We start from the raw sequence: 17,280 nt of genomic DNA on the forward strand, positions 1-17,280 counted from the left end.
AGTGGCTTGCGAACGCGCTAAACCCCCAAAAACCGCCCTTATACGGCGTGTGCATATTCCAAGCTTCATCTTTCTCACAAACCCCCTCCAGGAGTGCCGTCCAGGACGTAGCAGAAAAGGGGGTGCCGTTGCACGAGATGCTTCCCCGTCAGGGGATTGCGACCCCCGTGGGGTAGGGGGCCTCCCCCCGCCAGGCCCTCAGTTGCACGAGATGCTTCCCCGTCAGGGGATTGATACGGTCTTCTTTGTCAAGCCACCGGTTCCAGCCGACCGGCGTAGTAGGCCCTGAGCCGCCCCATCATCCGGCGCAAAAGCTTGTGGGCCACCGCCAAAAGGGCTTGCTTCTTCCGCTTGCCCCGGGAAAGCAACCGGTGGTAGAAGGCCCGCATCTTTGGGTCATGCCGCACCGCCACCAAAGCCCCCATGTAAAGCCGCTTCCGCAAGAGGCTAGGCCCCTTCTTGGAAAGCCGGCTCCGCTCCACCGTCTTCCCCGACGCCTCCCGCTCCGGGATGAGCCCGGCGTAGGAGGCCGCCTCCTTGGCCCGGCCCCAAAGGTGGGGCGGCACCAGGGCCAGCACCGCCGCCGCCACCTGGGGACCTACTCCCGGGAGCGCCAGGAGAACCCCGGACTCGGGGAAGGTCTCCAGAAGGGCCCGGATTCTTTCCTCCACCTCCTCTAGGAGCTCCCGTACCAAGGCCAGCTCCCTCTGGAGGAGGGCCATGACCCCCTGGCTTCCCGCCCACGTGGCGGCCTCCCGTTGGTTCAGGATGGCCCTTTCCCGCCGGGCCAGGTCTTCCTGGTACCCCACCAGGGCCTTGAGCTCTTGGAGGGCCTGGGGGGGAGGGGTGTAGGCCCGGAGTTCCTCCCGGTAAACCTGGGCGTAGCGGGCGAGGAGGAAGGCGTCTTGGCGGTCGGTCTTGTTCCGCTCCGCCATGGCCTTGCGGAAGGCGGCCAGGTGGTAGGGGTTGACCAGGGCTACGTGGAAGCCCCTGGCCACCAGGAGGTTGAGGAGGGGGAGGTGGTAGACGCTGCTGGGTTCCAGGGCCACCCAGGTGGGGCGGTGGTGGGCCAGGGCGGAGAGGAGGGCTTGGCGGCCTTCCTCGGTGTTGGGGAAGCGGAGACGGGTGGGTTTGGCAGAGGGGGAGACCAAGGCCAGGTCCAGGTGGGGTTTGCTGACGTCAATGCCTGCGAAGAGCATGCTTTACCTCCTTTGCTAGACTGAGGGAGGTGGCCACCCGACCCCGTGTGCCGTCCATGTGGATGCGGTCGTGGAAGACCGGGATACGGTGCGGCAGGGAGGCCGGGGCGGGTGGCTACCCATCAATCCCGCGGGCGTGGTGGCCCGGCAACCTGAGCGGTAGAGCCTCCCTCATGGGGGAAGATACATGCGACCCCTGAAGTCCGCCGCCTTGTGGGGGCTCAGGACCTCCAGTTGCACGAGATGCTTCCCCGTCAGGGGATTGCGACTAGGCGTAGTGGCCTACACCGTCATGGAGGACGGCTTCGAGGTTGCACGAGATGCTTCCCCGTCAGGGGATTGCGACGTAGCGCCTGGCAGCCCTGAGGACCGCCTTGTCATGGGTCCCCAGGTTGCACGAGATGCTTCCCCGTCAGGGGATTGCGACACCACGTAGAAACGACCACAGCCACGACCGCCAAAAGGCCAGTTGCACGAGATGCTTCCCCGTCAGGGGATTGCGACTACGACAATTAGGACAAAGCTTTACATTGCCGCCCCGCTTGTTGGTTGCACGAGATGCTTCCCCGTCAGGGGATTGATGCTGTTTCCCCTTGTTAGGCGGTGGGCGTGGGGAAAAGGCCCCCGCACCCTTGGGTGGGCCGGGCAGGCCTGTCCCAGGAGATTGCCCGGTGTCCGGTTCTCCCCTAAACTTAGACCCCGTGAAGAGGGTGATGTTCCACGCCAAAATCCACCGGGCCACCGTGACCCAGGCCGACCTCCACTACGTGGGCTCGGTGACCGTGGACCAAGACCTCCTGGACGCCGCCGGCATCTTGCCCTACGAGCAGGTGGACATCTACGACATCACCAACGGGGCCCGCCTCACCACCTACGCCCTCCCCGGCCCCCGGGGCTCGGGGGTGGTGCAGATCAACGGGGCGGCGGCCCACCTGGTGAAGCCGGGGGACCTGGTGATCCTGGTGGCCTACGGCGTCTTTGACGAGGAGGAGGCCAGGGAGCTCAAGCCCACCGTGGTCCTGGTAGACGAGCAAAACCGCATCGTAGAGGTAAGAAAAGGGTGAACCGCCTCAGGCTCTACCTGGAACTGGTGCGCTTCGAGCACACCCTTTTCGCCCTCCCCTTTGCCTACGGCGGGATGCTCCTGGCGGCGGGGGGCTGGCCGGGCTGGCCCACCTTCCTCCTGGTCACCCTGGCCATGGTGGGGGCAAGGACCATGGCCATGGCCCTAAATCGGCTCATCGACTGGCGGATAGACGCCCTGAACCCTCGCACGCAAAACCGCCACCTGCCCAAGGGCCTGGTGAAGCCTTGGGAAACCCTGTTTTTGGCCCTTGTGGGCCTTTTGCTCTTGGTCTACGCAGGCCTCTCCCTAAACCCCCTCACCGCCAGGCTACTCCCGGTGGCGGTCTTTTTCCTCACCGTTTACAGCTACACCAAGCGCTTCACCTGGCTCTGCCACTACGTCCTGGGCCTCACCATTGGGGCGGCCGCCGCTGGGGGGTGGATCGCTGTTACGGGAAGCTTCGCCCCCACCGCCTACTGGCTTTGGGCTGGGGTGGGGCTTTGGATTGCCGGCTTCGACATCCTCTACGCCACCCAGGACTACGCCTTTGACCGGGCCTTTGGGGTGAAAAGTATCCCGGCCCGCTTTGGCATCCCCAAGGCCCTCATCCTGGCCCGCCTCACCCACCTCCTGGCCTGGCTCGCCTTCCTCCTGGCCGGCCTGAGCTACGGGGCGGGGCCCCTTTACTTTCTTGGGCTTTTCCTGGTGGGGGGGCTCCTCCTTTGGGAGCACCGCCTGGTATCCCCCGAGGACCTTTCCAAGGTGGAGGTGGCCTTCTTCCAGGCCAACGTGGGGGTGAGCCTGGGAATGTTCCTCTTCATCCTCCTGGACCTTCTCCTCATGGGGTAGCCTTAGGGCATGGAAGGCCTAAAGCGGCAGGCGGAGGCAGCCATCCGGGAGTTTTTGGAGCTTTTCCCCCTGCCCCAGGGAGGCCTCTTTGTCCTGGGGGGCTCCACCAGCGAGGTCTTGGGGGAAAGGGTGGGCACAAGGCCGAGCCTGGAGGTGGCCGAGGCCATCCTGGAAGGGCTTCTACCCCCCCTCCTGGAGCGGGGGGTGTACGTGGCGGTCCAGGGGTGCGAGCACCTGAACCGGGCCCTGGTGGTGGAGCGAGAGGCGGCCCGGGCCTATGGCCTCGAGGAGGTCACGGTCTTCCCCCACCCCAAGGCGGGCGGGGCCTTGGCCACGGCGGCCTTCCTCCGGTTCCGGGAACCCATCATGGTGGAATCCCTTAAGGCCCAGGCCCACGGGGGGATGGACATCGGCGGGGTACTCATCGGGATGCACCTAAGGCCCGTGGCCGTGCCCCTGCGCCTTTCCGTGCGCAAGCTGGGGGAGGCGGTTCTCCTGGCTGCCAAAACCCGGCCCAAGCTCGTCGGGGGGGCCCGGGCGGTCTACACCCGGGAGGAGATGCTCAGGAAGCTGGAAGAATATCGCTAAGCGCCTCCCTGAAAAGCGCCGCCACCCCCAAAGCCTCGTAGCGGTCGTAGGCGCCCATGAGGGAAAGGCGGAAAATCTTGCCCTTCAAGGGCCCTTGCCCCCCGGCGATGACCGCTCCCCGCCGGGCGAAGGCCTCCTTCACCGCCCCGTAGGGCACCCCCTCGGGCAGGTAGAAGGCGGCCACGGCGGGGCTTCGCACCTCAGGGACCGCCTTGAGGCCAAGCTCCTCCCCCACCTGGTAAAGGAGCTGGTTCTGCCAGGCCTTTAGGGCCAGGTGCGCCTCGAGCTGGGGCATCACCGCCTCCAACACCGCTTCCACCGCCCCCACCAGGTTGATGGCCGGGGTCCAGGCGCTCTCCCCCTCCCTTTGCGCCTTGAGCTCCCGCGCCAGGTCCAGGTAGTAGCCCCGAGGCTTCAGGCGCTCCAGGGCCCTTGGGGCAAGGGCCACGAAACCCAGGCCTGGGGGGCACATGAGCCCCTTCTGGCTTCCCGAGGCGGCGGCGTCCACCCCGTAGGCCTCCAGGGCCACCTCCCGCACCAAAAGGCTCGTCACCATGTCCGCCCCCACCAGGCCCTCGGGGTTTTCCTCCCTGAAGGCCCGGGCCAGGGCGGGCAGGTCCACCAAGGCTCCGGTGGAGGTTTCCGAGTGGACGAGGAGGAGGCCAGCAAAGCCCTTCCTCGCCACGTCCTCGGGCCGGGGCACGCGCCCATAGGGAAGGTCCAGGCGCTCGGCCCTGAGCCCCGCCGCCTGGGCGACCTCGTAAAAGCGCTCGGAGAACTTGCCGTAGACGGGGACCAAAACCCGCTCCCCCGGGGCGAAGAGGTTCTGCACCAGGGCCTCCATGGCCAGGGTGCCGCTTCCCGTGAGGAGGAGGACCTCCCCTTCCGTGCCGAAGGCCCGTTGCAACAGGGCGCGCGCCCTTAGGAAGAGGGCCCGGGCGGGCTCGGTGCGGTGGTGGAGCTGGGGACGGGAGAGGGCTTCCAGGGCCTTGGGGTGAAGCCGCACGGGACCAGGGGTCAGGAGCCACTCCATGGGAAAAGTGTATCGTAGACCCGTGGACCTGGCCCTCCGCTTCCGCGCCCCCACCCCGGGGGAACACCTCCTGCCCCTACCCCAAAACCTCCCCGGCCAGGCGGTGGAGGACCTTTTCCTGTCCCATAAGCCCCTGGAGGTGTACGAGGCCCGGGGCAACCTCCTGGCCCGTTTTGCCCTCGAGGAGGGGGAAACGGTAGCGCTCCGCTTCCGCCTCAGGCCCCACCCCCTTCGGGAAACCCCCCCTTGGGCAAAGGCCCTCCTGAAGGAGCCCCCGGAGGCCTGGCCCGGGATCCTGGCCCACCGCGGGCACAAGGTGGAAAGGGCCTTGGGCTTCCTGCTCTCGGGAAGGCCCCACACCTGGTTTCTGGTGGACGGCCTTCCCCTAGACCCCCACCTCTTCCACGCCCTCCAGGAAAACCCCGCCCACCTCCTTCCCCTAGGGGTGGCCCCCGAGCCCAGGGTTTACCTGGGCGGGCACGAGGGGCGGCGCCTCCTTCTCCTCAAAGCCCCTTGGCCCGGGGAGGAAGCCCTCCTTTGGCAAGAGCTCCAGGCCCTGCGGCCCGACCCGCTGCCGCCCCTCAGAGCTTTGGCCTTCGCCTCCTTGGGCCTTTCCGCCCTAGGCCTAGCCACGGGGCCTTGGCCCTACCTTCCCTACCTAGGGCTTTTGGCCGTGCGGCAGGGCCCAGCCCTAAAGGACATCTTCCTGCATAGCCCCCGCCACGCCCTGGAAAGCCTCCTCTTCCACGCCTTCGCCCTCTCCGTGACCCTAACCCCGGTCCCCGGGCTTGGCCTGGCCTACCTGGCCCTTTTCCTATGGAACCGCCTTAGGCCTTCTTCCGCAGCTCTTCCAAAATCTCCCGAAGAAGCCTGACCTCCTCCGGAGGCCCGGGGGGAGCCGCCTGGGCCTCCTCCTTCTTCAGGCGCTTCTGCACCTCCTGCATGGGCACCACCACCAGGAAGTAAATGGCGGCCGCCACCACCACGAAGTTCAAGACGGCGTTGAGGAACTTGCCCAAGGCGATGGGCCCAAGCTTTACCGCAGAGAAGTCGGGCGCGCCCCCCAGAGCGCCGATCAGGGGGGTGAGGACGTCCGCCACCAAGGAGTTCACCACCTGGCCAAAGGCGCCGCCGATCACCACCGCCACCGCCAAATCCACCACGTTGCCCCGCATGAGAAAGTTCTTGAACCCCTGCAACATAGCTCCCTCCTCAACCCAGGCTCGGTTCTTGGTCCTCCCATACTACGACAAGCACCCAGGAAAGCCCTGGTACAATGGGTCTGACCCCCGATGAGCCCAAGCGTGGCTCAAAGCGTGGGGCTTAAGGAGGCTCGCATGGCTAAGGTCAAGCTGGAGCACGTGTGGAAGCGCTTCGGCAAGGTGGTGGCCGTCAAGGACTTCAACTTGGAAACCGAGGACGGGGAGTTCGTGGTCTTCGTGGGGCCCTCGGGCTGCGGCAAGACCACCACCCTGCGCATGATCGCCGGGCTGGAGGAGGTTTCCGAGGGCAAGATCTACATCGGCGACCGCCTGGTCAACGACGTTCCCCCCAAGGACCGGGACATCGCCATGGTCTTCCAGAACTACGCCCTCTACCCCCACATGAACGTCTACGAGAACATGGCCTTTGGGCTACGCCTGCGCCGCTACCCTAAGGAGGAGATTGAGCGGAGGGTGAAGGAGGCGGCCCGCATCCTGAAGATCGAGCACCTCCTCAACCGCAAGCCCCGGGAGCTCTCCGGCGGGCAACGCCAGCGGGTAGCCATGGGCAGGGCCATCGTGCGGGAGCCCAAGGTCTTCCTCATGGACGAGCCCCTCTCCAACCTGGACGCCAAGCTAAGGGTGGAGATGCGGGCGGAGATCGCCAAGCTGCAAAGGCGGCTTGGGGTCACCACCATCTACGTGACCCACGACCAGGTGGAGGCCATGACCCTGGGCCACCGCATCGTGGTGATGAAGGACGGGGAGATCCAGCAGGTGGACACCCCCCTGAACCTCTACGATTTCCCCGCCAACCGCTTTGTGGCTGGCTTCATCGGCAGCCCTTCCATGAACTTCATCCGGGCCCGGGTGGAAGCCCAAGGGGACAAGGTCTACCTCTTCGCCCCGGGCTTCCGCATCCGGGTGAACCCGGTCCTCGCCCAAGCCCTAAGGCCCTACGCCGGGAAAGAGGTGTGGATGGGCATAAGGCCGGAGCACCTGGGGCTTAAGGGCTACACGGTCATCCCGGAGGAGGAGAACGTTATCCGGGGCGAGGTGGAGGTGGCCGAACCCTTGGGGGCGGAAACGGAGATCCACGTGAGCGTGGACGGCACCGTGCTGGTGGCCAAGGTGGACGGCCACGCCCCGGTGAAGCCCGGGGACAAGGTGGAGCTTTTGGCGGACACCTCCCGCCTCCACGCCTTCGACGTGGACACCGACGAGACCATCGGCCACGCCCAGGAAAAGGCGGCGGTGGCCCGCTAGGGAAAGCGCTTCGGGCGGGGAGGGAAGCCTCCCCGCCTTTATGATGGAGGGGTGGTAGCTTTGCCCAAGCCCTTTGTCCTGGGGATCGCCGGAGGCACCGCAAGCGGCAAGACCACCCTGGCCCGAGCCCTGGCGGAAGCGCTGGGGGAGCGGGTGGCCCTCTTGCCCCTGGACCACTACTACAAGGACCTCTCCCACCTCTCCTTCAACGAACGCCTGGCGCTGAACTACGACCACCCCGAGGCCTTTGACCTCCCCCTTTACCTGGCCCACGCCCAAGCCCTCCTGGCGGGAACTGGGGTGGAGATGCCCACCTACGACTTCAAGGCCTACACCCGGGGGGCCAAGACGGAGTGGGTTTCCCCCGCCCCGGTGGTGATCCTCGAGGGCATCCTGGTCCTGCACTTTCCCGAGCTCCGCGCCCTCATGGACCTCAAGGTCTTTGTGGACGCCGACGCCGATGAGCGCTTTATCCGCCGCCTGGAGCGGGACGTGCGGGAAAGGGGGCGGAGCCTGGAAAGCGTGGTGACCCAGTACCTCACCAAGGTGAAACCCATGCACCTGGCCTTCGTGGAGCCCAGCAAGCGCCATGCGGACGTGATCCTGCCGGGGGGCGGACAAAACCCCGTGGCCTTGGAGATGCTTAAGGCCAAGGCCCTTAGCCGCCTGGCGCAGATGGAGGCGGCATGAGGGCCTTTCTCAACCTCGCCCTCCTCCTTGCCCTCTTCCCCTCCCTCCTCGCCCTCTCGCCCCGGCTAAGGGCGGAGCGGCCGGGGCCCGTGGTCTTGGTGGTGGACGCCGAGTCCGTGCGGGAGGAGGCCCGGGCCCAGGGCAAAAGCCTTTTAGAAGTTCTCCAAGACTACCGGGCCCAAGGGGTTATGGGGGTGGCCTTCCCCGAGCACTTCCTCAAGGAATGGGTGGACCTGGGGGTTTTGCGCTACCGCTCTGGGAGCGAGCTCCTGGAGGAGGGGCTTCCCGCCCGAAAAGGGTGGTACTACGTGAAGGGGGAGGCCTGGCTCCAGGCCCTCTTGGAAAAGGCCTACGCCCTCCCCACCCACCGTCTGGGGGACTGGCTCGGCTTTCCCCTGGACGTGCAGGCCTTCCCCGCCTTCTATCCCCTAGAGGAGATGCGAGAGGCCAAGGAGGCGGGGTTTTACGTGGTGGCGCGGCCCATCAACCACCGCCTGCGCCGGCTTGACCCCACCCTGCCCGTGGTGCCCGAGGAGGCGGAGGCCGTGGTCTTCGCGGGCCTCGAGGCCCTGGGGTACCCGTACCGCCTGGAGGAGGCCAAGGCCTTGGTGCACGCCCCAGTGGCCCTTATCGAGGGCACGCCCCAGCCCGGCCTTCAGGCCTTCCGGGAAAAGGGGATCCTTAGGCTCTTTAGCCTCCGCTACGAGTGGCAGCTCACCCTAAGCCCCCAGGAGGCGGCGGACAAGTACGTCCTGGCCGCCCGGGAACGGGGGCACCAGCTCCTTTACCTGAGGCCCTACCCTTACCCCGAGGACACCCGGGTCTTTTTGAACCGCATCCAAGAGGGCCTGAAGGCCAGCGGCATCCCCTTGGGAACGCCCCGCCCCCGGGACTTCACCCCAAGCCCCCTGCGCTATGCCGCCTGGGTAGGGGTCTTGGCGGGGCTTGGGCTTTTGGCCCTGGGCCTGCCCGTGTACGGGCCCCTCGTGGCCTTCGCCCTCCTTCTTTTGGCCTTGGGCTACGCCGGAAGCCAGGCCGGGGCCCTCCTGGCCGCCTTGGTGTTCCCCGTCCTGGGGTTCTTGGGCCCGCGAAATGGGCTTTGGATGTGGCTGCGGGCCCTGGGTTATGCCCTGGCAGGTGCGGTCTTCCTCTCCGCCCTGGGCTCCACCCCCGCCACCGTGCTGGGCCTTACCCCCTTCAAGGGGGTTTCCCTCACCCTCCTCGTGCCCCCCCTCCTGGTGGCCTATAGCTTCCTGGAGAAGGACTTCAAGCGAGCCCTCACCCGGCTTTTCCAGCACCCCTTGCGCCTAGGGGAGGTGGCCTTGGCGGGGCTCGCCCTTTTGCTCCTCGCCCTTGCCCTCCTGCGCCGGGGGAACGAGGCGCCCTTGGTCCCGGAGCTGGAGCTAAAGCTCCGTAGCCTCCTCCAAGACGTCATGGTCCGGCCCCGCTTCAAGGAGGTCTTCGGCCACGCCCTCTTTCCCTTGGCCCTTTTCCTCCCTTGGCCCCGCTGGGTGCAAAACGGCCTTCTCTTTTTGGCCGCCTTGGGGGTGGCTTCCATCCTCAACACCTTCAGCCACTTCCACACCCCCCTTCCCATCTCCTTCTTCCGGGTGGTGAACGGGGCCATCTTGGGGCTCTTCTTGGGGCTTCTTGGGGTTATCCTGGTAAGGAGGCTAAGGGCATGGTGGTTGGGGTAGCGGGCTACTACGGTTTTAGGAACACGGGGGATGAGGCCATCCTCGAGGCCATCGTCCGGGAGCTCAAGGCCCGGGGGCATTCCGTGGTGGCCCTTTCCGGGGACCCGAGGCGCACCCGGGAGGAGCACGGCATCCGCGCCTACCACCGCCTCAACCCCCTGGCCCTCCTTAAGGCGGACCTTTGGCTTCTCGGGGGCGGGGGGCTCTTACAGGACGCCACCAGCGCCGTAAGCCTCCTCTATTACCTCTCCGTGCTGCGCCTGGCCCGGGCCTTCCGCAAGAGGGTAGTGGTCTTCAACCAGTCCCTGGGGCCCCTCTCCCCTTGGGGGGAAGAGCGGGTGCGCCGGGCCCTGAGGGGCGTGCCCCTCATCGTCCGCGACCAGGACTCCTATGCCTACGCCAAGCGCCTCGGCCTGGACCCCCTTCTCGGGGCTGACCCCGCCCTCCTCCTCACCCCGCCCCCGGTCAAGCGGGAGGAGGATTTGGTCCTGGTCATCCCCCGCGCCGGGGTGGATCCCGAGTCCTTGAAAAACCTCTATATCACCGCCAACCACCTGGTGCACGAGGGCAAGCAGGTGATCGTCCTCCTGCTCCAGCCCGGCTACGACGACGAGGTGGCCAGCGTCTTCTACCTGCACCGCATCGAGAAGACCGCAGACCCCCGCCGCCTCCTCTACCTGACGGCCCAGGCGGGGTACGTGATCTCCATGCGCCTACACGGCCTCATCCTGGCGGCGGCCGCAGGCACCCCCTTCGCCGGGGTAGCCTACGACCCCAAGGTGGCCGCCTTCGCCAAGGAAATGGGGGCCTACTACCAAGACCTCCCCGGGGACCCCACCACCCTGTCCAAGGCCGCCCTTTACGGCCGTGGCCCGGACTGGGAGAAGGTGGCGGCCCTGAAGGAGCGGGCCCGGCAGAGCTTTGACCTGGCTCTGGGGGAAGCTCCCTTGGTCAAGCGCCCTCACGGACGCGGCTAAGCCTCCCCTTGAGCCCCTGGGCGAAGGCTTGCAGGTCGCTTAAGGCCTCCTCCACCTCCTGCCGCAAGAGGAACTCCCCCGGGGAAAGGCGCTTGAGCACCAGGAAGGGGGGTTGGGCCAGAAGCTCCACCCCCTTGCGCACCACCTCGGGGATGAGCCCCTCCTCCAGGGCCTCCGCCTCCAACTCGGAAAGCAAAAACACCTCCCCCAAGGGCTTCTTGGCGAGAAGTAGGAGCAAGGCGGCAAAGGCCCCCCGCTCGGCCAGCTCCGCCACCAGCCGGTCCTCCAGGGCCTCCACCGCCTCGAGGTCCACCTGGCCCGCCTTCAAGAGGTCCTCCAAGTCCAAGGCGGAAAGGGGGAAACGGCCCTTCAGGCGCACCAAGCGGCTTACCGCTTCCGGGGAAAGGTAGCCAAAGCCAGGGGGCACCGCCTCCTTCTGGGACTCGGGGGCCAGGTACACAGCATAGCTCCCCTCCTGGCGGTAGGGCTTGAGAAGGCCAGGCTCCCCTTCCCCCAGGCGCAGAAGGGCGAGCACCACCTGCCTCCGCCCCAAGGGCGCCTTGTAGACCCAAGGAAGCCCCCCCTCCAGGACAAAGCCGAGCCGCCGCAGGTCCTCGGTGACGCCCGGGGGTTCTAGCGCCTTCGGCTCGTGGGGAAAAAGCACCTCCTTGGGGTAGGGGGTCACGCGGACCCGGCGCTTCTCCAGCCGGCCCTCTTCCTTCTCCGGCTGGCGCTCCGGGCGGGCGGGCTCGGGGACAGGGGAGCGCCCGTGGCTCCTCGGGGCCGCCTTCAGCTCCACCTCCTCCCCCCGGAAGTGGAGGAGGATGGCCTCGTTCACCGCCAGCCGCCTTTTGGCGTAATAGGGGCCAAGCCCCCGCACCACCCCCGCCTTCCAATCCACCTCCGCCTCGTAGACCTCCCCGTCCTCGTCTACAAAGCGCACCCGCTCCCGGCCCAGAAGCCGCTGGCGCAGGGAAAGGGTGAGGGCCATGGTCCCGGTTTGAATACAGGTGCTGGTAAGGACATACCGTGCGGTCATATCACCTCCCAAGGTCCTGAAGCGGGCGGGGGCTCCCTGAAGTGAGCATATAATACACCTCGTAGACCACGGCAAGGGTGCGTTCCACGTCGGCCAAGGCCCGGTGCGCCTCCCGCCTGGGAAGCTCCAACACCTCCGAAAGGGCGTCCAGGCCGTAGCGCTTTAGCCCCCGGAAAGCCTTGCGGGCTAGGCGCACGGAGTCCACCACGGGGTTTTCCAAGCGGTAGCCCATGCCTTCCAGGGCCGGGCGCAGGAAGGAGAGGTCGAAGGGGGCGTTTTGGATGACCAAGGTGGCCCCAGACAAGAGGGGATAGGCCCGTTCCAAGACCGCCTCCAGGGGAGGGGCGTCCTCCAGCATCTCCCCCCGGATGCCCGTAAGGCGCTCAATAAACGGGCTTGGCGGGCGGGTGGGCCGCACCAAGCTTTGAAAGGGGATGCGCCTTTCCCCTTCCAGGCGCACCAGGGCCACCTCGATGATCTCGTTCACGCCGGGGGCTAAGCCCGTGGTCTCCAGGTCCAGGACCACCACCGCCTCCCCCGGGTGGGGAAAGGGGTAGTGCCACTCCCACAAGCCCACCTCCTCGCCCACAAGGAAGCGCCCGTCCAGAAGGGGGCGCACCACCCGTTCCACCGGCCCCCTAAGACCCAAGGTCTCTCCCAGGCGGGGTAAGGGCAGGGGCTGGCCCCACGCCCGCAGGGTACGGGCCAGCCGCGTGGCCAAACGGTAGCGCAGGAAAGGCTCCTCCATAGGGCTAGAGGGCCTCGCCCAGGGGGGTCTTTAGGAAAGCCCGATCCGTGGCCTCCTCAAAGGCCAACGCCGCCCGTAGGAGAACCTCATCCTGGCCCCAGGGGCCGAGGAGCTGAAGCCCCAAGGGAAGCCCCTCTTCAAACCCTGCGGGGAAGGAAAGGGCAGGCAGGCCCGCCAGGCTCGCCCCCACGGTGTAGAGGTCCTCCCGGTACATGGCCAAGGGGTCGGGCCGCCCCCCCAAGGGAAAGGCGGGATGGGGAGCCGTGGGAAGGAGGAGGAGGTCCACCTCCTGGAACAGGGCCCTGGCCTCCGCCTTAAGCCTGCGCCGGAACGCCTGGGCCCGGCCGTAGTAGGCCTCGTAGTAGCCGCTAGTAAGGACGAAGGTGCCCACCAGAATGCGGCGCTTGACCTCGAGGCCAAACCTAGCCCGGGTAGCCTCCACCATGGGCCAAAGCTCCTCCCCTTTCGCCCGGTGGCCGTAAAGCGTCCCGTCGTAGCGGGCCAGGTTGGAGCTGGCCTCCGCCGGGGCCAGGATGTAGTAGGCGTTTAGCGCCAGGGGCAAGGAGGGCCAGGACACCTCCGCCACCCGAAACCCCAGGCGGCGGAACACCTCCACCGCCTCCGCCAAGGCCCGCTCCACCCCGGGGCTGTTGCCCGCCATACCCTCCCGCACCACCCCCAGGCGCAAGGGGGGAAGGGGTTCCTCCAGGGCCGCCTGGAAGCGAGGGGGGAGGTCCAGGCTGGTGGCGTCCAAGGGATCGGGGCCCGCCATGGCGTCCATGAGGAGGGCCAGGTCCCGCACGGAGCGGGCCAGGGGGCCGATCCCGTCCAGGCTGGAGGCGTAGGCGATGAGGCCGTAGCGGCTCACCCGGCCGTAGGTGGGCTTGAGGCCGTAGACGCCGCAAAAGGCCGCAGGCTGGCGCACGCTTCCCCCCGTGTCCGAGCCCAGGGCCACGGGGGCCAGGTCCGCCGCCACCGCAGCGGCGCTTCCCCCGCTGGACCCCCCCGGGACCCTTCCCGGGTCGAAGGGGTTTTTGGTGGGGAAAAAGGCGGAGTGCTCCGTGGAGGAGCCCATGCCGAACTCGTCCAGGTTGGTCTTGCCCAGGACCAAGGCCCCCAGGGCCTTCAGCCGGGCCACCGCCGTGGCCTCGTAGGGAGGGACGAAGTTTTCCAAAAGGCGGCTTCCCGCCGTGGTGCGAAGCCCCTTAGTGACGATGTTGTCCTTCACCGCCACCAAGACCCCCGCCAAGGGCAGCGTGGGATCGAGCCTTTCCGCCTCCTGCCAGAGCGCCTCGTTCAAGGTCAGGAAAGCGCCGAGTTCTGGGTCAAGCCGCTGGACCCGTTCCCAGTACGCCTGGACCACCTCCTTCGGGGTGAGCTCCCCTCGGGCCACCCGGGCGCGGATCTCATAGGCCAACATGCCCCCACTATAGCCCGAAGTGAAGGCGTAGCCAGTCGCGAAAACCGGGGTAGGCCTCCTCCCCACCCCGGGGCAGGTAGGTGACGTCCCCCGGCTCGTGGCGGAACCAGGTGTACTGCCGCTTGGCGTAGGCCTTCACCGCCTGGATGTCCCGCTCTAAGGCCTCCTCCAAGGAGTACGCTCCCCTGAGGTAACCCACCACCTCCTTGTAGCCAATGGCCTGGAGGGCGGTGGGCATGGTGGGGTAGCGGGCGAGGAGGGCCCTCACCTCCTCCACCAGGCCCCGGGCGAACTGGGAGCGGGCCCGGGCCTCGAGCTTGGGCCAAAGCCAAGCCCGCTCGGGCCAAAGCACCAGCTTTTTGTAGCGAAAGCGGGGTGGGCGTTTGGGGAAGCGGGCGGGGGGCATGCCGGTGCGGCGTAGGACCTCGAGGGCCCGCACCAGCCGCCTGGGGTTCTTCCCCACCCGTAAGGCATCGGAAGGGCTAGCCTGGGCCAGCTCCGCCGCTAACGCCGCAAACCCCTTGGCCTCCAGCTCCTGCCAAAGCCGGGCCTGGACCTCAGGGTCGGGCGGGGGGAGGTCATAAAGCCCCTCGGAAAGGGCACGAATGTAGTAGCCGGTTCCCCCCACCACCAGGGGGAGGCGGCCCCGGGCGAGAACGCTGCCAATGGCCTCCTCCGCCATGTCCAGAAAGCGGGCCACGCTCATGGCCTCGGAAGGCTCCAACACGTCCACCAGGTGGTGGGGCACCCTTCGCTGCTCCTCCGGGCTCGGCTTGTCCGTGCCGATGTCTAACCCCCGGTAAACCATGGTGGCGTCGGCGGACACCACCTCCAGCGGTAGCTCCTCCCCTAAGCGCAAGGCGAGGAGGGTCTTCCCGCTTCCCGTGGGGCCCGCCAACACCGGCACCGCTTCCACATCCCTTATGCTAAGGGCATGCTGGAGCGCCTGGACCGCCTGGAAACCCTGCGCAAGCTAAAAGAGCTACAGGAGCGCATCGCCGAGCTGGCCTACCAGCTCACGGGGGAGGAGCCCGCCGCTTGGGTGCCCCGGGTGGACCTTCTAGAGGAAGAGGAGCATTACGTGCTCCTGGTGGACCTACCCGGGGTCCGCCCCGAGGACCTGGAGCTTCTGGAGGAAGGAAGCCGCGTCACCTTGGCCGGGGTACGCCACCCCCTCCCCGGCACCTACCTTCTGGAGGAAAGGCCCATGGGCACCTTCCGCCGCACCCTGGACCTGCCCGGTCCCATCGAAGAGGGCACCGCCCAAGCGAGCCTCCGCCAGGGGGTGCTGGAGGTGCGTTTCCGGAAAAAGAAGGGCGCTCCGTTGCCCCTGGCTCAGTAGACCACCTGGTGGCAGGCGCGGCAACGGGGCTCGTAGCGCTCCATGGCCCCCACCAGGATCACGGGGTCGCTATAACGGGCGGGCTTCCCGTCCACCAGGCGCTGGGTCCTTGTGGCGGGAGCCCCGCAACGGGGGCAGATGGCGGTAAGCTTCTCCACAAACTCCGCCCGGGCCAAGAGCTCGGGCATGATGCCGAAAGGCTCCCCCCGGAAGTCCAGGTCCAGCCCCGCGGCGATGACCCGCACCCCCTCCTGGGCCAGCCTTTCCGCCAAGTCCAAAAAGCCCCGGTCCAGGAACTGCACCTCGTCCACCGCCACCACCTGGGGCAGGGGCACAAGGTAGACCTCCATCTCCGCCGCCCGCTCCACGGGAATGGCCTCCACCTTCTCCCCATCGTGGCTCACCACGTGGCTTTCGTGGTAGCGGTCGTCCAACCGGGGCTTGAACACCAAGACCCTTTGCCGGGCGATCAGGGCCCGCCGCACCCGCCGGATGAGCTCCTCGCTCTTGCCGGAGAACATGGGCCCAGCGATGACCTCAATCCAGCCTTGTCGGTGAAGTACCGGGGGCATGCGTTCCTCCAGGGGGCATTTTAAAGAGAACCGGGGGCCTAAGCCCCCGGCCGGGTCCGGTGGACTTAGCGCCCCTTGCGGTACGAGTCGCCGAAGCGGCGCTGGAAGCGCTCCACCCGCCCCTCCGTGTCCACAAAGCGCTGCTGGCCCGTGTAGAAAGGGTGGCACTTGCTGCAGACTTCCACGTGGATCTCGGGCTTGGTGGAGTAGGTGTGGATGACGTTGCCGCAACCGCAGATGATGCGGGCGGGAACCAGCTTGGGATGGATGCCTTCTTTCACGCTTGCCTCCTCCCGCACGGTCTTGGCCGTGCGAAAACCGCTTCTTAGTGTAGGGCGCACCCGGCCTCGGCGCAAGGGCTAGCGGGGTGGGGGCAACCTGCGCCAGCGGGGACCCCAAAGCCGCCGAAGCCTTCGCGCCACCAACAAAGTAGCGCCTCCCAGAAGGGCCAGCGCCCCTAAAAACCACAAGGTGGCCAAAACCCCAAGGCCCACCAAGCTTAGAAGGAGTAGGGCCAAGGGTACGTACCAGGCTAGACGCGTGTCCACCCCTTCACCCTAGCAAAAAAAGCTGCTAAGCTAAAGGATGCCCCGGGATAGGGGTGCGGTCGCGCTCGAGGGGCCAACCCCCCTTGGGTGAGGAAAGTCCGGGCACCATAGGGCAGGGTGCCAGCTAACGGCTGGGCGGGGTAACCCGACGGAAAGTGCCACAGAGAAAAGACCGCCAGCGGCCGGAGGCTTCCGGTGCGGGCAAGGGTGAAACGGTGGGGTAAGAGCCCACCGCCTGGCCTGGCAACAGGCTGGGGCACGGCAAACCCCACCCGGTGCAAGGCCCAGTAGAGGGGAAGGGCTTGCCCGGCCCGTCAGAACCCCTGGGATGGGCCGCTTGAGGCCGGTGGCGACACCGGTCCCAGAGAGATGACCGCAGAAACAGAACCCGGCTTACGCCCTATCCCGGACCCCGAGCTTCGGCTCGGGGTTTTTTTACTCCCCCAAGGTGGGACAGAAGTGGGTCACAAGTGGGAGAGAGTGGAAAAGTGTGGGGAGTCCGTGGTATACTTCCCGGCGAAAACCTTCCCCGGCCACGGCCATCCGCGATCCAGGCGCACCGGGTCTGGCCACCGGAAGGTGGGAGCAGGTGGGAGAATGCCCTTCGGCGAGTACCAGTACAGCCTGGACGACAAGGGGCGGGTGGTGATCCCCGGCCCTTTTCGCGATTTCCTCGAGGACGGGCTGGTGCTCACCCGGGGCATGGAGGGTTGCCTCTACGTCTTCCCCTCCGACCGCTGGCGCAAGATTGAGGAACAGCTGGTCAACTTGCCCCTCACGGACAAGGAGGCCCGGGCCTTCGTGCGTTTCTTCTACTCGGGCGCCCACAAGACCCGCATGGACAACGCCTCCCGCGTGCTCATCCCCCCGCCCCTGCGCCAGTTCGCCGGGCTTGCGGAAGGAGGGGAAGTGGTCATCGCCGGAGCCCCGGGAAGGCTGGAGATTTGGAGCCTGGAGCGCTGGTGGAAGGCCATCGAGGAAATTTTGCACAACCCGCCGGCCCCCGAGGCCCTGCGGGGACTTATCGGATAGGGATTTAGGGAT

Annotated in this window: 19 protein-coding genes, 1 other RNA gene and 1 CRISPR repeat array; of the genes, 11 read left to right on the forward strand and 9 right to left on the reverse strand. The window is 67.0% G+C overall.

The genetic code is table 11. The features are described 5' to 3' along the window. Window positions 1-248: 248 nt before the first annotated feature. The gene (locus ABXG85_RS07240; protein WP_353513050.1) at window positions 249-1,199 is read right to left on the reverse strand and encodes an IS110 family RNA-guided transposase; all 951 of its coding nucleotides are present in this window, start codon (window positions 1,197-1,199) and stop codon (window positions 249-251) included. Window positions 1,200-1,432: 233 nt separating this feature from the next. Beyond that, a CRISPR array of direct repeats spans window positions 1,433-1,779; the repeat unit is 32 nt; unit sequence GTTGCACGAGATGCTTCCCCGTCAGGGGATTG. A 133-nt stretch (window positions 1,780-1,912) separates the two neighbouring features. Here ABXG85_RS07240 and panD point away from each other — a divergent pair. From panD to ABXG85_RS07255, 3 genes are read left to right on the forward strand one after another with little or no spacing between them, the layout of a single operon-like run. Continuing rightward, window positions 1,913-2,263: an aspartate 1-decarboxylase gene (gene panD, locus ABXG85_RS07245; RefSeq protein WP_353513186.1), complete on the forward strand. Its 351-nt coding sequence runs from the start codon at window positions 1,913-1,915 to the stop codon at window positions 2,261-2,263. Next, complete coding sequence (gene mqnP, locus ABXG85_RS07250) at window positions 2,260-3,114, forward strand: menaquinone biosynthesis prenyltransferase MqnP (RefSeq protein ID WP_353513051.1); 855 nt, start codon at window positions 2,260-2,262, stop codon at window positions 3,112-3,114. The genes panD and mqnP overlap by 4 nt, the downstream gene beginning before the upstream one ends. 9 nt (window positions 3,115-3,123) lie before the next feature. Beyond that, window positions 3,124-3,702: a TIGR01440 family protein gene (locus ABXG85_RS07255; RefSeq protein ID WP_353513052.1), complete on the forward strand. Its 579-nt coding sequence runs from the start codon at window positions 3,124-3,126 to the stop codon at window positions 3,700-3,702. Here the strand turns inward: ABXG85_RS07255 and ABXG85_RS07260 are convergent. Then, window positions 3,677-4,735 carry a pyridoxal-phosphate-dependent aminotransferase family protein gene (locus tag ABXG85_RS07260; RefSeq protein WP_353513053.1) on the reverse strand — a complete coding sequence of 353 codons (1,059 nt, stop codon included), beginning with the start codon at window positions 4,733-4,735 and terminating at the stop codon, window positions 3,677-3,679. The genes ABXG85_RS07255 and ABXG85_RS07260 overlap by 26 nt on opposite strands. Before the next feature lie 22 nt (window positions 4,736-4,757). Here ABXG85_RS07260 and ABXG85_RS07265 point away from each other — a divergent pair, with 22 nt between their 5' ends. After that, a complete protein-coding gene (locus ABXG85_RS07265) occupies window positions 4,758-5,609 on the forward strand; it encodes a hypothetical protein (RefSeq protein WP_353513187.1) in 852 nt (283 codons plus the stop codon). Here ABXG85_RS07265 and mscL read toward each other — a convergent pair. After that, window positions 5,563-5,937 (reverse strand): large conductance mechanosensitive channel protein MscL, encoded by a 375-nt coding sequence (mscL, locus tag ABXG85_RS07270; RefSeq protein ID WP_353513054.1) that lies wholly within the window; start codon window positions 5,935-5,937, stop codon window positions 5,563-5,565. The genes ABXG85_RS07265 and mscL overlap by 47 nt on opposite strands. A gap of 135 nt (window positions 5,938-6,072) precedes the next feature. On the opposite strand from mscL, the gene ABXG85_RS07275 reads away from it, so the two are divergent. From ABXG85_RS07275 to csaB, 4 genes are read left to right on the forward strand one after another with little or no spacing between them, the layout of a single operon-like run. Next, window positions 6,073-7,203 (forward strand): ABC transporter ATP-binding protein, encoded by a 1,131-nt coding sequence (locus ABXG85_RS07275; RefSeq protein ID WP_353513055.1) that lies wholly within the window; start codon window positions 6,073-6,075, stop codon window positions 7,201-7,203. Between the two features lie 51 nt (window positions 7,204-7,254). Continuing rightward, a complete protein-coding gene (udk, locus tag ABXG85_RS07280) occupies window positions 7,255-7,893 on the forward strand; it encodes a uridine kinase (protein WP_353513056.1) in 639 nt (212 codons plus the stop codon). Then, a complete protein-coding gene (locus ABXG85_RS07285; protein WP_353513057.1) occupies window positions 7,890-9,590 on the forward strand; it encodes a DUF5693 family protein in 1,701 nt (566 codons plus the stop codon). Before udk ends, ABXG85_RS07285 begins: the two co-directional genes overlap by 4 nt. Continuing rightward, the gene (gene csaB, locus ABXG85_RS07290; protein WP_353513058.1) at window positions 9,575-10,567 is read left to right on the forward strand and encodes a polysaccharide pyruvyl transferase CsaB; all 993 of its coding nucleotides are present in this window, start codon (window positions 9,575-9,577) and stop codon (window positions 10,565-10,567) included. The genes ABXG85_RS07285 and csaB overlap by 16 nt, the downstream gene beginning before the upstream one ends. Here csaB and ABXG85_RS07295 read toward each other — a convergent pair. From ABXG85_RS07295 to miaA, 4 genes are read right to left on the reverse strand one after another with little or no spacing between them, the layout of a single operon-like run. Further along, window positions 10,542-11,606, reverse strand: a complete 1,065-nt coding sequence (locus ABXG85_RS07295) for a hypothetical protein (RefSeq protein ID WP_353513059.1) — start codon at window positions 11,604-11,606, stop codon at window positions 10,542-10,544. The two genes, csaB and ABXG85_RS07295, sit on opposite strands and share 26 nt — an antisense overlap. Before the next feature lies 1 nt (window position 11,607). After that, window positions 11,608-12,354, reverse strand: a complete 747-nt coding sequence (locus tag ABXG85_RS07300; protein ID WP_353513060.1) for a 3'-5' exonuclease — start codon at window positions 12,352-12,354, stop codon at window positions 11,608-11,610. Window positions 12,355-12,358: 4 nt separating this feature from the next. Next, complete coding sequence (gatA, locus tag ABXG85_RS07305) at window positions 12,359-13,774, reverse strand: Asp-tRNA(Asn)/Glu-tRNA(Gln) amidotransferase subunit GatA (protein WP_353513061.1); 1,416 nt, start codon at window positions 13,772-13,774, stop codon at window positions 12,359-12,361. 7 nt (window positions 13,775-13,781) lie between these two features. After that, a complete protein-coding gene (miaA, locus tag ABXG85_RS07310; protein WP_353513062.1) occupies window positions 13,782-14,690 on the reverse strand; it encodes a tRNA (adenosine(37)-N6)-dimethylallyltransferase MiaA in 909 nt (302 codons plus the stop codon). Window positions 14,691-14,708: 18 nt separating this feature from the next. Between miaA and ABXG85_RS07315 the strand changes: the two genes are divergently transcribed. After that, complete coding sequence (locus ABXG85_RS07315) at window positions 14,709-15,116, forward strand: Hsp20/alpha crystallin family protein (RefSeq protein ID WP_353513063.1); 408 nt, start codon at window positions 14,709-14,711, stop codon at window positions 15,114-15,116. Here the strand turns inward: ABXG85_RS07315 and ABXG85_RS07320 are convergent. Both ABXG85_RS07320 and rpmE read right to left on the reverse strand, forming a co-directional pair. Beyond that, complete coding sequence (locus tag ABXG85_RS07320) at window positions 15,110-15,688, reverse strand: thymidine kinase (protein ID WP_353513064.1); 579 nt, start codon at window positions 15,686-15,688, stop codon at window positions 15,110-15,112. The genes ABXG85_RS07315 and ABXG85_RS07320 overlap by 7 nt on opposite strands. A gap of 65 nt (window positions 15,689-15,753) precedes the next feature. After that, entirely contained in the window at window positions 15,754-15,969 is a 216-nt protein-coding gene (gene rpmE, locus ABXG85_RS07325; RefSeq protein WP_026234242.1) for a 50S ribosomal protein L31, read from the reverse strand. A gap of 310 nt (window positions 15,970-16,279) precedes the next feature. On the opposite strand from rpmE, the gene rnpB reads away from it, so the two are divergent. Both rnpB and mraZ read left to right on the forward strand, forming a co-directional pair. Further along, window positions 16,280-16,648: RNase P RNA component class A (rnpB, locus tag ABXG85_RS07330), an RNA gene on the forward strand. Window positions 16,649-16,833: 185 nt separating this feature from the next. Continuing rightward, window positions 16,834-17,268: a division/cell wall cluster transcriptional repressor MraZ gene (gene mraZ, locus ABXG85_RS07335; protein WP_039456837.1), complete on the forward strand. Its 435-nt coding sequence runs from the start codon at window positions 16,834-16,836 to the stop codon at window positions 17,266-17,268. Window positions 17,269-17,280 lie beyond the last annotated feature (12 nt).

It is taken from the genome of Thermus sp. LT1-2-5, assembly GCF_040363165.1.
Taxonomy (GTDB): Bacteria; Deinococcota; Deinococci; order Deinococcales; family Thermaceae; genus Thermus.